The organism is Amycolatopsis sp. M39 (assembly GCF_001651785.1).
Taxonomy (GTDB): domain Bacteria; phylum Actinomycetota; class Actinomycetes; order Mycobacteriales; family Pseudonocardiaceae; genus Amycolatopsis; species Amycolatopsis rubida.
The window spans coordinates 956,899-972,177 of record NZ_LWSF01000001.1; the positions used below are offsets into that span (position 1 = coordinate 956,899).

At 70.1% G+C, this 15,279-nt stretch carries 13 protein-coding genes; 6 read left to right on the top strand and 7 right to left on the bottom strand.

The genetic code is table 11. From position 1 onward, the window contains the following. Window positions 1–234: 234 nt before the first annotated feature. Window positions 235–912, top strand: coding sequence for a GntR family transcriptional regulator (locus tag A4R44_RS04465; RefSeq protein WP_067576637.1), 678 nt, complete (start codon window positions 235–237; stop codon window positions 910–912). 9 nt (window positions 913–921) lie between these two features. Here the strand turns inward: A4R44_RS04465 and A4R44_RS04470 are convergent, their stop codons facing one another. Beyond that, on the bottom strand, window positions 922–3,705 hold the full coding sequence (locus A4R44_RS04470) for an FAD-binding and (Fe-S)-binding domain-containing protein (protein ID WP_067576447.1): 2,784 nt from the start codon (window positions 3,703–3,705) through the stop codon (window positions 922–924). A gap of 55 nt (window positions 3,706–3,760) precedes the next feature. Between A4R44_RS04470 and A4R44_RS04475 the strand changes: the two genes are divergently transcribed. Together A4R44_RS04475 and A4R44_RS04480 are read left to right on the top strand one after the other, a co-directional pair. Then, on the top strand, window positions 3,761–4,537 hold the full coding sequence (locus tag A4R44_RS04475; RefSeq protein WP_093577243.1) for a FadR/GntR family transcriptional regulator: 777 nt from the start codon (window positions 3,761–3,763) through the stop codon (window positions 4,535–4,537). A 5-nt stretch (window positions 4,538–4,542) separates the two neighbouring features. Continuing rightward, on the top strand, window positions 4,543–4,881 hold the full coding sequence (locus A4R44_RS04480; RefSeq protein ID WP_067576639.1) for a DUF3140 domain-containing protein: 339 nt from the start codon (window positions 4,543–4,545) through the stop codon (window positions 4,879–4,881). A gap of 927 nt (window positions 4,882–5,808) precedes the next feature. Here the strand turns inward: A4R44_RS04480 and A4R44_RS04485 are convergent. The 5 genes from A4R44_RS04485 to A4R44_RS04510 form a co-directional block, all read right to left on the bottom strand. Next, window positions 5,809–6,114 (bottom strand): MoaD/ThiS family protein, encoded by a 306-nt coding sequence (locus A4R44_RS04485; protein WP_037819729.1) that lies wholly within the window; start codon window positions 6,112–6,114, stop codon window positions 5,809–5,811. Further along, entirely contained in the window at window positions 6,111–7,226 is a 1,116-nt protein-coding gene (locus A4R44_RS04490) for a sialidase family protein (RefSeq protein ID WP_067576449.1), read from the bottom strand. The genes A4R44_RS04485 and A4R44_RS04490 overlap by 4 nt, the downstream gene beginning before the upstream one ends. Before the next feature lie 33 nt (window positions 7,227–7,259). Further along, window positions 7,260–8,057, bottom strand: a complete 798-nt coding sequence (locus A4R44_RS04495; RefSeq protein WP_067576450.1) for a helix-turn-helix transcriptional regulator — start codon at window positions 8,055–8,057, stop codon at window positions 7,260–7,262. 235 nt (window positions 8,058–8,292) lie between these two features. Continuing rightward, on the bottom strand, window positions 8,293–8,787 hold the full coding sequence (locus A4R44_RS52190) for a hypothetical protein (RefSeq protein ID WP_369805814.1): 495 nt from the start codon (window positions 8,785–8,787) through the stop codon (window positions 8,293–8,295). Window positions 8,788–9,295: 508 nt separating this feature from the next. Continuing rightward, entirely contained in the window at window positions 9,296–9,859 is a 564-nt protein-coding gene (locus A4R44_RS04510; protein ID WP_067576453.1) for an ABATE domain-containing protein, read from the bottom strand. Window positions 9,860–9,941: 82 nt separating this feature from the next. Between A4R44_RS04510 and A4R44_RS04515 the strand changes: the two genes are divergently transcribed. Both A4R44_RS04515 and A4R44_RS04520 read left to right on the top strand, forming a co-directional pair. Further along, complete coding sequence (locus A4R44_RS04515; protein WP_067576454.1) at window positions 9,942–11,096, top strand: epoxide hydrolase family protein; 1,155 nt, start codon at window positions 9,942–9,944, stop codon at window positions 11,094–11,096. Window positions 11,097–11,169: 73 nt separating this feature from the next. After that, on the top strand, window positions 11,170–12,597 hold the full coding sequence (locus A4R44_RS04520) for an alpha/beta hydrolase (protein WP_067576455.1): 1,428 nt from the start codon (window positions 11,170–11,172) through the stop codon (window positions 12,595–12,597). Between the two features lie 16 nt (window positions 12,598–12,613). Here A4R44_RS04520 and A4R44_RS04525 read toward each other — a convergent pair whose 3' ends face one another. After that, entirely contained in the window at window positions 12,614–14,479 is a 1,866-nt protein-coding gene (locus tag A4R44_RS04525; RefSeq protein WP_067576456.1) for an FAD-binding monooxygenase, read from the bottom strand. A 136-nt stretch (window positions 14,480–14,615) separates the two neighbouring features. Between A4R44_RS04525 and A4R44_RS04530 the strand changes: the two genes are divergently transcribed. Next, a complete protein-coding gene (locus tag A4R44_RS04530) occupies window positions 14,616–15,272 on the top strand; it encodes an IclR family transcriptional regulator (RefSeq protein WP_067576457.1) in 657 nt (218 codons plus the stop codon). Window positions 15,273–15,279 lie beyond the last annotated feature (7 nt).

Below are 15,279 nucleotides of genomic sequence, written 5' to 3' on the forward strand. Positions count from 1 at the left end.
CTCGCCGCCTTCGCGCGGAGCGGGGAGGCGATCGTCGAACAACGCGGCGACCGGACCGCTTCCGATTCGGACACGGGTTCCTCAGATCCTGTCGCGGCCGAGGCGTCGGCTGAACACGTTATCAGGAATGGCCAGGACAACTCGCTCGAACGGCGGGGACGAGCAGGCGCCGAGCGGAACGCCTCATGCGATACTTCGCCGGGAAGACGTTCGCCGGAGGGGGAGGCTGAGGCGATGCCCGACACCACGGGCGCGGGAGCGCGCCGCAGCGGCCCGGCGAACCTGAAAGCGCTGGCCGCGCACGAGATCCGGCGGCGGGTCTTCTCCGGCAGGCTGCGTGCCGGGCAGAAGATCGACCAGGAGGCGCTGGCCGGCGAACTCGGCATCAGCAAGCTGCCGATCCGGGAAGCGGTGATCACGCTCGACCACGAGGGCGTGGTGGAGCACATCGCCCGCCGGGGTGCGTTCGTGGCGCGGATGACGCGCGACGACATCCGCGACCATTACCGCGTGTTCGGCCTCGTTTCCGGTCTGGCGGCGGAGCGGGCGGCGAAAAACCTGACGCCGGGAAGCTTGCAGGCCTTGCACGATCTCGCGGACCGGATGGAGTCCGGAGTGGACCGGGCCGAACAGGAACGGCTGAACTTCGAGTTCCACCGCAGGATCAATTACGCCGCCGATTCCCGCAGGCTGATCTCGATCCTGGGCATCCTGGCGAAAACGGTGTCGCACGGGTTCTACGAGGCGCACGAGGACTGGCCCGGCAAGGCGCACGAAGACCACCGGAAGCTCCTGAACGCGCTCAGCGCTCGCTCGGCTTCGCGGGCACGGTCCATCGTGGAGAAACACTTCTCGGACGGCGGCGAGCGGGCGGTCGCCTTGCTGGAAAGCCAAGGCTTCTGGGACAGCTGACTCCGGGCGTCAGCGCCGCTTCAGCAACTGTGCCAAGTGGACACCGCGTACGCCGGCCAGCTGATCGGCTTGGGTGCGGCAGGAGAAACCGTCGGCGAGGAACACGGCGTCCGGGTTTTCGCGCAGGGCCGGAAGCAGCGCATTCTCCGCTACGGCAACGGAAACGTCGTAGTGGCCGCGCTCCATGCCGAAGTTTCCGGCCAGGCCGCAGCATCCGGCGAGAGTGTGCAGTTTCGCGCCGGTCGCCGCGAGCAGGGCTCGGTCGGCTTCGAAGCCCATGACCGAGTGGTGGTGGCAATGCGGCTGCGCGAGCACCGTGACCCCGGACAGGTCAGGCGCTTGCCAGCCTTCGGTGTCGGCGAGGAGTTCGGCGAGTGTCGTGACCGCGCCGGAAACCGTTGTGGCGTCAGGATCATCGGGGAACAAGTCGAGAAGATCCGACCGCAGGACGGCGGTGCACGAGGGCTCGACGCCGACGATCGGCAGTCCGGCCAGCGCGTACGGGCGCAGTGTGTGCACGAGGTCACGGAGCTTCCGGCGGGCGGTGTCGAGTTGGCCGGTGGTGATCCAGGTGAGCCCGCAGCACGGACGACGCGGCGGGACGAGCACGCGGTATCCGGCGTCGGCGAGCACCGCCGCGACTGATTCGGCGACGTCGGTGTCCATGCCGTCCGAAAAGGAATCCGCCCATAGCACCACTTCCGGTCCCTGCTCGCGGATCCTGCGCCGAGACCGGGTGAACGAGCGGCGGGCGAACCGTGGTGCGCGGCGTCGAGTGTCCGCTCCGGACAGTGCTAAGAGGATCTTCTCGATGGGCCGGACCGACATCAGCGCGTTGACGACGAGCGGGCCGAGTACCGGGATTCGGTGCAGCAGGCGGAGCCAGTCCGGCAACCGGCCCAGCGTGTAATGCGAGACCGGACGGAGCCGATGGCGGTATTTCCGGTGCAGGGCTTCGGATTTGTACTGCGCCAGGTCCACTCCGGCGGGGCAGTCACTGCTGCATGCCTTGCACGACAAGCAAAGGTCGAGCGACTCGTGTACCGCGGCGTCCGACCATCCCGAGACCAGCGAGCCGTTCGCGACTTCCTGCAAGACCCGGGCGCGACCGCGCGTGCTGTCCTTTTCGTCGCGAGTGGCGAGATAGGACGGACACATGAAACCGCCGGCCGCGCGGTTGTCGGCACGGCATTTCCCGACTCCGACGCAACGATGCACGGCACGGGTGAGGTCGCCGCCGTCGTGCGCGAAGGAGAAGCCGCCCGCGACGACCGGGAGCGGATGTGCTCGCGGGCGGCGGAGATCGACGTCGAGCGGATGCGGCCGGACGACCACGCCCGGGTTCAGCAGGTCTTCGGGATCGAAAAGATCCTTGACCGCGCCGAACAGCTCGATTGTTTCGGCCGAGTACATCTGCGGCAGCAGTTCGCCGCGCGCCCGGCCGTCGCCGTGCTCGCCGGAGAACGAGCCGCCGTAGCCGACGACCAGCTTCGCGGCGGCGGTCATGAACGCGCGGAAGACCGACGCGTCGTGTTCGAGCGGCAGGCCGAGCCGGACGTGCACGCAGCCGTCGCCGAAGTGGCCGTAGGGGAGTCCTTCGAGGCCGAATTCGTTCAGGAGAGCGTCGAAATCCCGCAAATACGCGCCGAGCCGCGCGGGCGGGACCGCGGCGTCCTCCCACCCGGGCCACGCCTGCTCGCCGGTCGGAGTCCGGCCCGCGAGCCCGGCTCCGTCCTCGCGGATCCGCCACATCGCGGCGGCCTCAGCACCTTGCGCCAGCACGACGTGGTCGAGCGCCTGGGAGTCTTTGACGAGCCGTTCGGCGTGGTGCCGGGCCTCGGCTTCCGTCTCGCCGCCGACCTCGATCATCAGCCAGCCGCCGCCGTCCGGGAGCGCGGGCACGGCACCGCGGTGGCTGCGCACCAGATCGACCAGCCGGGCGTCAAGCCCCTCGACCGCCAGCGGCCGGTGCGGGAGCAGTCCGGGCACGACGTCGCCGGCGGTCGCCATGTCCGGGTAGCCGAGCACGACCAGCAGCCGCGCGGGAGAGATGCCGACCAGGTCGACAGTCGCTTCCAGCGTGACCGCCAGGGTGCCTTCGGTGCCGACCAGCGCGCGGGCGAGCGAACGGCCGTTCTCCGGCAGCAGGTGTTCGAGCGAGTAGCCGGACACCTGACGGCTGAACCGGCCGAATTCGGTGCGGAGCAGGCTGAGCCGGGTGTCGATCAGCTCGGTGAGGCCCGGCACCGCGTCCGGCCGGCCGGCGGTGAACTGGCGTCCGGTGCCGTCGACCACGCTGAGCTCGCCAACGTTGTCCGCGGTCCGGCCGTACGCGATCGCGTGCGGACCGCAGGCGTTGTTGCCGATCATGCCGCCGAGCGTCGCGCGGGCGTGCGTGGACGGGTCAGGGCCGAAGCGCAGCCCGTGCGGCGCGGCGGCGCGCTGAAGATCGGCGAGGACGACACCGGGCTGGACGACCGCGGTCCGCGCCTGGGGGTCCAAGTCGACAATGCGGTTGAGATGCCGCGAAAAGTCGATCACCACGCCCGGCCCGATCGCATTGCCCGCGACCGACGTGCCCCCGCCGCGACTGGTCAGCGGAACGCCGTGGCCGCGCGCGATTTCGAGGGTCGCGAGAACGTCGCCGGTCTCCCTCGGCAGCACGACGACCTGCGGGACGACCCGGTAATTGGACGCGTCAGCGGAGTACTCGGCGCGACGGCGGACGTCGGCGTGCACTTCGCCGCGCACGTTCGCGCGGAGGTCGGCGAGCAGATCGGTTTCAGTGGGCATCCCGGTGCTGAATTTAGGTGTTTGAAACAGTGTCGTCAATCCGTACGCTGACCCGATGACCTCGGGACGGAGGGGACCGCCGCCGGAACTGGCCAGGGTGCGGCGGGTGAGCGTGGTGGACTCGCTGGTCGAAGAGATGACCCGGAGAATCCTCGGCGGCGAATGGCCGCCCGGGACCGCGCTGCCGTCGCTGCGGCACTTCGCGGCCTCTGCCGGGGTGTCGATGCTGACCGTCCGGGAAGCAGTCCGGACGCTGCAGGCGCGCGGCTGGGTCGAGACGCGCCAGGGGGCCGGCACGTTCGTCCTGGAGCCGGAGGCCGGCCGCTTCGTGCCGTGGCAGCTGGGCGCGTCGGACGTCGCCGAGTACCGGGAGCTGGTCGAGGCCCGGGAGGCGATCGAATCGACCGTCATCGCACTGGCCGCCCGCCGCCGGACCGCCGCTGAGCTGGCGGTCTTGACGGATCTGGTCGACCGGATGGCGGCGGCGTCGACCGACCGGGACCGCTTCCTGGAAGCGGATGCCGAGTTCCACGTCGCGCTGGCCGAAGCCGCGCACAACCGGATCCTGCTGCGCAGCATGCTCGCGATCCGCCTCCCGCTCCGCCGGCTGATGGCCGACCGGCTCCGCGAAGAACTCACTGAACACGGCGATCTCACCCGGTCGTGGGAGGACCACCGGGCGATCGCGGAGGGCGTCCGGTCGGGCACGCCGGAGCCAGGACATGCCGCGCTGGCCCGGATCGCCGCCCGGGCGCGGTCCTATGTGGACTCGACACTGCCGGGTTTGCCCGCGCGCCGTCCGGGTAACCGGACTCCCGACGCCGGGAGGTGATCGAGATGGCCGCACACGTGGACGAAGAACTGTGGACAGCATTCCACCGGGTGGTGAACATGACCTCGCGGGAGCTGGCCGACTGGCTGCGCACCCGGGAAGCCGGCCCGCACACCGAGCCGCTGCCGGACCGGGCGGGCCCCGCGACCGGCCGGAAGGTGCTGTCGATCCTGGGCAAACGCAAGTCGGACGTGAACGAGAACGACGTCGAGGTGATGCGCGATGTGGTGGACCGCGTGCACGCCTCGCGCCGGGACGACCTGGAACCCGTGGCGGGCGACGCGGGGTGGCGGCAGGGGCTGATGTCGCTGGGGCACGACCCGGTGAAGCCGGCGCGAGGCTGATCGGGCCGGCTTCTGCTGCGAACGGATGGTGGGGTCGCGGGTCGGCTGAGCGGACCGCTGAGGTTCGGCTCCTGCGGGGCCGGGCTCTGCGGGATGCGCCCAACGTGGCGTTGGGTGCGTCTGAGCGTCCAACGCCGCAGTGGGGTTTCTCAGCGGCACGCGGGGCTTCTCGCCCCTGCGGCGACGGGCCCGGCGCGCGGTGCCCGACGTCGGTGAAGGGCTCCTTGAGCGAATCAGATTCCCGCAAGGAGCCCTTCACCGGCGTCCGAGGCGAAAGGCCGCGCCTGCCGGCAGGGGAACTTCGCACATCGTCGGCCGCGGAGAAACCCCGTCGGGCGCGGGACTGAGCGGCTGGGCAGGAGTCGGGTTCGCCGTGATCGTGCCTGCGTACGGGCTTTCTCTTGCCGGGCTCCGAGCCGCCCTTGGTCCGCCACGCCGGACCTCGGCGGCGATCGGCGCTGGGGAAAGCGGTTCCCTTGTGGCGACTGCTCGGCGTTACTGCGCCCGGTCTTGATGCGAGCAGCTTTGGGGCGTTGGCCAGAGCGTGAGCGGCTTTGGGGCGTTGGCCAGAGCGTGAGTGGCTTTGGGGTGTTGGCGGTGGTGTGAGTGGCTTTGGGGTGTTGGCGATGATGCGAGTGGCTTTGGGACGTCGGTGATGGTGTGAGTGGCTTTGGGGCGCCGGTGATGGTGTGAGTGGCTTTGGGGTGTTGGCGATGGTGTGAGTGGCTTTGGGGCGTCGGCCATAGCGCGAGTGACTTCGGTGCGTCGGCCTGAGCGAGTGCCCTGCCCTGCGACCCGGCCCGCGAAGCCCGCTCCAGCGCGGGAAACTCGCCAAAAACCGGTCCGGCGGGCAGGAGCCCCGGGCCTCGGTGCGCCCCGGGGACGCACCGAGGCCCGGGGGTTCTTCCCCTCGGCCGGTGGTCAGGGTCAGCCGCCTGCCATGGCTCCGATGATGAGGAACGGTTCGGCTCCGGAAAGGACCGGGGCGGGCAGCGCGGTGTCCGGGGCGGTGTTCGACAGGTCTTCCTCGCAGGCGAAGAACCGGACGAACGCCCGGCGTTTGCCGGTGGTCGTGTCGCGGACTGTGCCGCGCAGTTGCGGGTAGGCGCGTTCCAGCGCGTCCAGCAGGGCGTCCCGCGTCGGCGGGTCTTCCACCGGCAGCTGGATTTCGCCCTCGACCTTCGCCAGGCGGCGCAGGTGCGTGGGCAGCTTGACGCGCACGACGGTGGTCATCGCAGGGTTTGCACCTCGACCGAGCACACCGCGGGCAGGTCGCGCACGATCGGGGTCCAGCTGTCGCCCGCGTTGTTCGAGGCGTAGATCTGACCGCCGGTGGTGCCGAAGTAAATGCCTGCCTCGTCGCAGGAGTCGACGGCCATCGCGTCGCGCAGGATGTTCACGTAGCAGTTCTCTTGCGGCAGGCCGTCAGTGAGCGGCTCCCATTCGTTGCCGCCGGCGCGGCTGCGGTACACGCGCAGCTTGCCCTCCGGCGGGTAGTGCTCGGAATCGCTGTGGATCGGGACCACGTACACCGTTTCCGGTTCGTGCGGGTGTACCGCGATCGGGAAACCGAAGTCGCTCGGCAGGTTGCCGCTGATCTCCCGCCAGTGCTCGCCCGCGTCGTCCGAGCGCATGACGTCCCAGTGCTTCTGCATGAACAGCACGTCCGGCCGGGACGGGTGCAGGGCGATCCGGTGCACGCAGTGCCCGACCTCGGCGTCCGGGTCCGGGATGCCGTCGGAGTGCAGGCCGCGGTTGATCGGCTGCCAGGTTTCGCCGCTGTCGTCGCTGCGGAAAGCGCCCGCGGCGGAGATCGCGGCGAACATCCGCTTCGAGTTTCGCGGGTCGAGGATGATCGTGTGCAGGCACAGCCCGCCCGCGCCCGGCTGCCAGCCCGGTCCGGAAGTGTGCTTGCGCAGCCCGGTCAGCTCGCGCCAGCTCTTCCCGCCGTCGGTGCTGCGGTACAGCGCCGCGTCCTGCGCGCCCGCGTACACCGTGTCCGGGTCGGTCAGCGACGGTTCCAGGTGCCAGATCCGCGTGAACTCCCACGGTTTCAGCGTTCCGTCGTACCAGAGGTGGTCGCCGGCCCCGCCCTCGTAGGCGAAGTCGTGGTCGACCTGGTTCCAGGTCTTCCCGCCGTCGTCGGAACGCTGGATCAGCTGGCCGAACCACGACGTGGACTGCGACGCGTACAGCCGTTCGGGGTCCGCGGGCGAGCCGGCGAGGTGGTAGACCTCCCAGCCGCCGAAGTGCGGCCCGTCGACCTCCCAGCGCGTGCGGCCCTCGTCCGAGGTGAGGATGAACGCGCCCTTGCGCGTTCCGGCCAATACTCGAACTCCAGGCATGCTTTCTCCCTGACCGCGGCCCTGTGACCTGGCTCAACCTAACCTCGCCGGCTGCGCGCCGCCTCTCCATTCTTGTGCTCCCGCCGACGCCAGCGGGGGCAGCGCGACCAGCACCGGAGGCGACCACGAGGGCGCTACGTCGAGCCGGACGTCCTGGCGCAGCGGCACCGGCCCCGCACGGATCCGCACCGGCCGGGCGGCCGAGCCGACCGCCTGCACGCTCGGCGCGAGCTGTGCGCGCGGACCGGCGGACGAGGGCAGCGCGCAGGCCAGCAGCCGGTAGGTGCCGGCGGGCACGTCGACGAGCGTGAACTCCAGGTCCGGCCCGAGGAGCGAGCCGCTGACGGGGACGCCGCGCGCGGACGACGCGGCGAACAGCCCGATATAGACCGCCGGGGCTCCGTCGAGCGCGGCGACCGCGGCCGGGCTCAGCAGCGCGCGGCCGGTGACGGCCCCGCCCGCGCAGTCCGGGCCCGCCACCCGCACCGGTTCCGGCGGGTGCTCGGCGAGGAGGCCGGGCAGCCGCCGGAACCGGTGCGGGCTCACCCCGACCGCCGCGGTGAACCGTGTGGTGAACGTGCCCGGCGCGGAGAACCCGACCTCGTGGCAGATGTCGACCACTTTCTCGCCGGTGTCCAGCAGCAGCTCCTTGGCGAGCTGGAACCGTTGCGCGGCGAGGAATTTCCCCGGCGGCAGGCCGATCTCCCGCTCGAACGCGCGCGCCAGGTGGAACGGGCTGTACCGGACGTGGTCGGCCACGTCCTCGAGCGTGAGCCGCCGGGTGCGTCCGTCGGCCAGGAACCTCGCCGCCTCCAGCACGGCCTCCCGCATGTGCACACCTCCTCGGATGTGCCGCCATGGTAAATCCGGGGACCGACAATTCCGGGGCGTCCGGCGTCGGCGGGACGCGGACGGATGTGGAACCGTGGTGAATTCGCCGCGGGCGAGGCAGGGTTCCGGGCGTCAGTCGTCCCTGCCTCGACGACGACATCCGAACGCGGGCAGCTCGCCCGAGCCAGCACGCACCCGTCCGCGAGCTGCCGCTGAGCCAGGCAATTCGGCTGCTTCATCGCAACCTCCCCGAAGCGCTGCCTCGCCGCAGCTTCCGACTGCGCACGAATACGGCATCGGCAACCCCGCGGCGAGCAACGTGCCGCCGGGTTCGACCGACGTTCTCGACGAGCATTTCCCTCGGTTCAGTGCTCGTTCCCGCCGGATCGAAAGCACCGCTGGGGTACCGCTCCCCGTGGAATCGCCCGTCCGGCACGCCCAGTTCGGCGACCACCGCCAGCACCGGTTCAGGGACGCAAACGCAGTACCCGGCAGTCGGGGAAGCGTCGCCCAGCCAGCGGCGCAGCAGTTCCTCGTCGATGCGGCCGCGTTCGCCGGTCCAGCTCGCGTCCGGACGCGACTGTACGTGCGTGATCCGCAACCTCCTCGGATGGCGGCGCTGCGGGGACCAGGAACGGGGAGCGGGCCAGGAAGTCGGCGATGCCGGCTGGCTGCGAAGCACGCACTGGCTGTGGTTGCCAGAGCTGGGAGCGGAAGACACACCGTCCACAATGGAGGTAGACCTCCTGGACGGTCACTGCCGGTTCGCGGTCGTCGGTCGTGGCGACGGTTCCGTTGAGCCGCAGGGTTTCGCCGACGCCGGGCAGCAGGATCACGAACGAAATGCCGTGGTCGATCGCCGGTTCCGGGAGCGTCGGCGGGCAACGCGAAGGAAATCCGCGTGGGCGAGCGGACACGCAGGAAGCCGGGTGCGCGGCCGACGAACGTGTTGTGCCGGGCGGCGTCGGCGGTCCGGTGGCCGCAGCCGGCGAACGGGGAGCGCGCCAGGATCGTTTCGCAGCCTTCGCCGGGACAGTCGAGTTGCTTCGGCGTGATCGCCGCGCCGGGGCGGCCGGTCAGGGCTTCCAGCTCCTCGACAGTGGTCGTCCGGCTGGCCGAGGACGCTAGGTTCTCGCTGGTCATGCCTGTATTGTGAGCTTGAGCTCGGATATCCGGCTACTCGCTTTCGGGCCCAGCCAAGCCGGAGATCGGCTGCGAAGTTGCTCGCATTCCGAGCGTCACTTCGCCGCGGCGCGGTTCGCGTTGAAGCGCGCCTTCTTCTGCCGGTTCCCGCACGTGTTCATGTCGCACCACCTGCGGGTGCGGCTCTGGCTGGTGTCGAAGAAGGCGGCTCGGCAGGTCGGCGAGGCGCACAAGGCGAGTTTGCCGTCCCGTTCGCCCGAGACGATGCTGATCGCGTCGGCGGCGATCACTCCGAGGGCATCCTCCACGGGGGCGGCCGAGGTGAGCTGCCAGCGCCGTTTGCCCTCCGGCGTCAGGACCGCCGAAGCCCGGCCCTGAGCGCTGCGGGCGTTGATGATTTCGACCGCGGCGGCGGGGAGCGGGTCGTGGAGCGCGGCCGCGGTCGCGGCCGTGTGAATCGACTCCCGCAGTTCCCGGGCGAGTTCGAGTTCTCCGGTGGTGCAGGAGTCCACGGCGAGGCCGCTCACTGCCAGCCAATCGGCGAGCCGCCGCGGGGTCGGAACGCGCTCGACGGCATCGCCGCAGCGCTCGGTCAGGGTCGCGGTGAAGCTGGTCGCGAGCACGGTGCCGAGGCGGAAGTCAGGGAATCCGGCAGGCATGGAACCAGCTTAGCCGGTTGCGCTCGGACCCGAGCGGCTGCTAGAACCGTCTAAGCCGGTTCCACCTGCGCGAGGAGGCCCCATGATCGCTCCGACCAGCGAAGTAGAAGCATTCGAGGCCCGTGCGACGGACGCTGATCTCGACGATCTCCGGGCGCGGCTAGCCGCGGCGAGGCTTCCGGAAGCCGAGACGGTGCACGGTCCCCGCCGCTGGGACCAGGGTGTTCCGCTCGCCGACCTCGTCGATCTCGTGCACTACTGGCGCACCGGGTACGACTGGCGCCCGTTCGAGGCGCGCCTTGACCGGATCGGCCAGTTCCGGACGGTCATCGACGGGCTGGGCATCCACTTCCTGCACCGCCGGTCCCCGCGCGCGGACGCCATCCCGCTGATCGTGACGCACGGGTGGCCGGGCAGCATCGCGGAGTTCGTCGATGTCGTGGACGCCTTGGCCGATCCCGAGGACCCCGGCGCGCCGGCTTTTCACGTCGTGCTCCCGTCCTTGCCCGGCTTCGGATACAGCGACAAACCGGCCACGACGGGCTGGGGCACGGAAAAGATCGCGGCCGCCTGGGCGGAATTGATGGACCGGCTCGGGTACCGCGAGTTCTTGGCCCACGGCGGCGACTGGGGCGGCAATATCACCACGGTCCTCGCCGGCCGGTTTCCGGAGCGGGTTCTCGGTGTCCACACGTTGTTCGCGGAGGGGCCGCCCGGGTTGCCCGCGGACGGGCTGAAGGCGGACGAGCGGCGGTGGACCGAGGAAACCCGCCATTTCTGGCGGCATCGCGCGGCGTATGCGAAACAGCAGGCGACCCGGCCGCAGACCATCGGGTACTCGCTCGTCGACTCCCCGGCCGGGCTGCTCGCCTGGATCGTGGACAAGTTCGCGGACTGGTCGGACACCGAGGACAGTCCTTTCGAGACCATTTCCCGGGATCGCGTCCTGGACGACGTCACGTTGTACTGGCTGACGCGATCCGGTGCGTCGGCGGCCCGGATCTACTACGAGAGCCACAATTCGCTGGATCCCGAGCTGCGCGTGGACGTTCCGGCGGCGATCACCATGTACCCCCGGGACACGGAGAAGACCCCTCGGCCCTGGGCGCGGGAGCGGTTCCGGCGGATCGTCCGGTGGCGGGAGCCGGAACGCGGCGGGCATTTCCCGTCGCTGGAAGTGCCGGAGTACTTCGTCCGCGACCTGCGGGAGGGGCTCGCCGCGGTGTTGCGGGGGTGACAAATGGCAGGGGTCCGGCCCGTCGCCGGCTGGTGTGGTGAATCGGCAACTCCGATCCGAAGAGGAGAGCTGGATGCGAAAGATCATGCCGATCGCGCTCGCCGTCGCGGCACTGGCGGGGGTGGTCTCGGCGGCCCCCGCGTCGGCCGGGCCGTTGCGGTGGGGCGCTTGTCCGGGCGAGCCCGGCCTGGAGTGCTCGACCGTGACCGTTCCGCTGGACTACCGGCATCCGGAGGGGCCGACGATCGACCTCGCGGTGTCCCGGCTTTCCGCGGCGAAGCCGGACAAGCGGCGCGGGGTGCTGCTGGTGAACCCCGGCGGTCCGGGTCTCGCCGGGGCGCACGTCCCGCAGCTGCTGCCCTTTCCGCAGGCCGTGCGGGACAGCTACGACATCGTCGGCTTCGACCCGCGCGGGATCGGCGCCAGCGCGGGACTGACCTGCGGCCTGAACGACGCGGACAAGGCGCTCGCGACCAACCCGCCCTATCCGCACAGTTCGGCGGACGTGGCGAAGTCGGCCGAGCTGGCGCAGCGGATCGCCAAGCAGTGCACGAGTTCGGAGACCGCCGGCCTGCTGCCGTTCGTCACCACCGCCAACACAGCGCGCGACATGGACCGCATCCGGGAAGCCTTGGGCGAGGCGAAGGTTTCCTATTACGGGGAGTCGTACGGCACCTACCTCGGCGCGGTGTACACGACGTTGTTCCCGGACCGCAGCGACCGGGTCGTGCTGGACAGCAGCCTGCCGCCGGAGGGATACGACGTCGAGGCGTTGCGGGCGCAGGGCATGGGTTTCCAGCAGCGGTTCCCCGACTTCGCCGGGTTCGCCGCGAAGCACGACCAGGACTACCACCTTGGCGCGACTCCGGCGGCGGTGACGGCGAAGTACTACGAGCTGGCCGAGCGGCTGGACCGGAAGCCGGAGTCCGGGTTCGACGGCACGGCCTTCCGCGGCTTCACGTCCGGGGATATTCGCAATGACGCCAGTTTCCCGGAGCTCGCCACGTACTGGCATCTGCTCGACACGCATCAGCCGCTCCCCGGAGCGGCCGCGAAGCCGGCCGGTGACCGCGGCAGCTTCGCGGTCGGCTACCTCGGGGTGATCTGCGGGGATTCGCAGTGGCCGACGTCGGTGCGGACCTATCAGCGCAACGTCGAGATCGACCAGGCGCGGTATCCGATGTACGGCGCTTACGCCGCCAATGTCCGGGCGTGCGCGTACTGGCCCGCGCCGGTGGAGCAGAAGGTGCGGATCACCGGCAACGGACCGGCCGACGTGCTGATGGTGCAGAACCTCCGCGACCCGGCGACGCCGTTGCCCGGGGCGTTGCGCACGCGCTGGGCGCTCGGCTCCCGGGCCCGGATGGTCACCGCTGACCAGGGCGGACACGTCGCGTATGGCGCGGGCGCGAACAAATGCCTCAACGACACGACGACGGCGTACCTGGTCGGCGGGAACTTCCCGGCGCGGGACCGCTTCTGCCCGGCCGAACGTTCCTGACCGCCGTCCTGCACGGCTATCCGGCGCTGAAGATCGGGGCGAAGAACGCGGCCAGTTCGGCGGTGGCGGTGAGGGGAAGGACGTGCGCGACGTACTGGTCCGGCCGGACCAGTACGACCGCGCCCTCCGGCGAGATCCCGCGGGCGGCGAAGATGTCGTCCGCGGGATCTGCCGCGTAAACCTTCTCGTAGTCGATCAGCGAGAAGGGACCGGTGCGAGGCAGGAAAACCTCCGGGACCTCGCCGAGATCGATGTCCTCGTACGGCCGCGGGTAGACCACCTTCACATCGAACCAGGCGTCGACGTCCAGGTTCTTCGGCGTGTGCGCGACCACCGGGGAGTCCTCGGCACTGCCCAGCCAGCCTGCGAAATCGGCGACCGGGGCGGCGGGCCCGAAAACGTAGATGCGCCACCGGCCGTCGGCCTGGGCATGGTGTCCCAAGTGGACCAGGTTCGCGTCGCAGACTCGCCGGACGGGAGCCGACTTGAAGCGTTTGCCGATCGGGAAACCGGTCGCCAGCTCCTGGTGCTGCGGCGAGGCGATGAGCACCGAAGGCTGGTAGCACGTCATGAAACCGGACGGGAACTCGAAGGTCTTCACGTAGAACTCTTCCAGCTCCGCCGGATCGGCCAGGTCCTCCGGCCGGGTCGCCATGAGGGTCGACCATTCCTTGTCGAAGTCGATGAGGTTTTTCGCGATCAGCTGGCGTTCCGCGGAGTAGGTGGCCAGCAGCGAAGCGGGACCGCGGCCGTCGAGCACGTGGCCCAGTTTCCAGCCGATGTTGAACCCGTCCTGCATCGAGACGTTCATGCCCTGCCCGGCTTTCGCGCTGTGCGTGTGGCAGGCGTCGCCGGTGATGAAGACGCGCGGCGGCCGGGTGTCGCCGGCGGGAACGTCGTCGAATTTGTCGGTGAGGCGATGGCCGACCTCGTACACGCTGTGCCAGGCCACGTTCTTGACCTCCACGGTGTAGGGACGCATGATCGCGTTGGCGCGCGCGATGATCTGGCCGATCGTCGTCTTCCGCACGGTGCCATGGTCGTCTTCGGACACCTCGCCCAGATCGACGTACATCCGAAACAGCGCGCCGCCCTCGCGGGGGATCAGCAGGATGTTGCCGCCGTCGTGGGACTGGATGGCGCATTTCGTGCGGATGTCCGGGAAATCAGTGACGGCGAGGACGTCCATCACGCCCCACGCGTGCAACGCCTGGTCGCCGACGAGCTGCCGGCCGATCGACTCGCGGACCGCGCTGCGGGCGCCGTCGCAGCCGACCACGTATCTGGCTCGGACCACGCGATCCTCGCCGGTGCGCGGGCCGGTGGTGTGCCGCAGCGTGACGGTCACCGGGTATTCGTCGCCCTCGGTCATGGTCAGCGACTGGAATTCCAGGCCGAAATCGGGCGTCATCCGGCTCGGCGAGTGGGCCATGTACTCGGCGAAATAGTCCTGCACGCGGGCCTGGTTCACGATGAGGTGCGGGAATTCGCTGATCCCGGTGGGATCGTCGGGCACGCGCGAGGAGCGGGCGATGCGCTTCGGGTCGGCGGGATCGGGCTTCCAGAACGACATCGTGGTGATCCGGTACGCCTCCTCGACGATCCGGTTCGCGAAACCGAAGGCCTGGAACGTTTCGACGCTGCGGGCCTGGATCCCGTCCGCCTGCCCGACTTCGAGCCGTCCGCCGCGGCGTTCGACGATCCGCGTGGTGACGTGCGGGAACCGGGACAGCTGCGCGGCGGTGATCATGCCCGCGGGACCGGTGCCCACGATCAGCACGTCGACCTCGTCCGGCAGTTCCGCGGGCCGGTCGATTCCGGTTCCGGCGGCGGGCAGGACGCGCGGTTCGCCGGAAACGTAGCCGTGGTGGTGGAACTGCATGGGTTTGCTCACCTCACTGTGAAGCACGCCAACGGGGACCGTGTTCGATAATAGAACTCATTGTTCAATTATTGAGTACATCGATGCTAAGGTGGGCCGCTCCGGCGCACAAGACCCCGCGGGGAAGGACCGAGTCGTGACGGAAGCCAAGCAAGCGGCCGGGTCGCAGACGTTGTCGCGCGGGCTCACCGCGCTGGAAGTGCTCGCCGAGGCCGACGCGCCGCTGTCGATCGGCGAGCTGGCTTCGCGGCTCGGGCTGCACCGGTCGATCACCTACCGCATCGTGCGCACGCTTGAGGACCACGGCCTGGTCGTGCGCGGCGCGAACGGCGAACTGGAGCTGGGGGCACGGCTGGCGGCGTTGGCGCGCAACGTTTCCCGCGATCTTCAGTCGACCGCGTTGCCGGAGCTGACCGTGCTCGCGAACGAACTCGGCATGACCGCATTCCTCGCGACGCTCGACGGCGAGGATTCCGTGGTCACGCTGGCCAGCGTCGAGCCGCGGCAGGCGACGGCGGCGGTGGCACAGCGGCCGGGCAGCCGGCATCCGATCACCGACGGCGCGCCGGGCCGCGCGATCCTGCAGCAGCTGCGCGGGGAGAAAGCGCCCTACGAAACCAGCCATGACGAGGTGATTCCCGGACTGTCGTCGATCGCGGTGCCGCTCGCGGTGCCCGGGCGGCATCCGGCCGCGCTCGCGGTGGTGTATTTGACCGGTCCGGCGGACGTCGCCGCGATCGGGGCGCGGCTGGCGCGGGCGGCGCAGGTGATCCGGGCCGAACTGCATCCGTGACGGACGC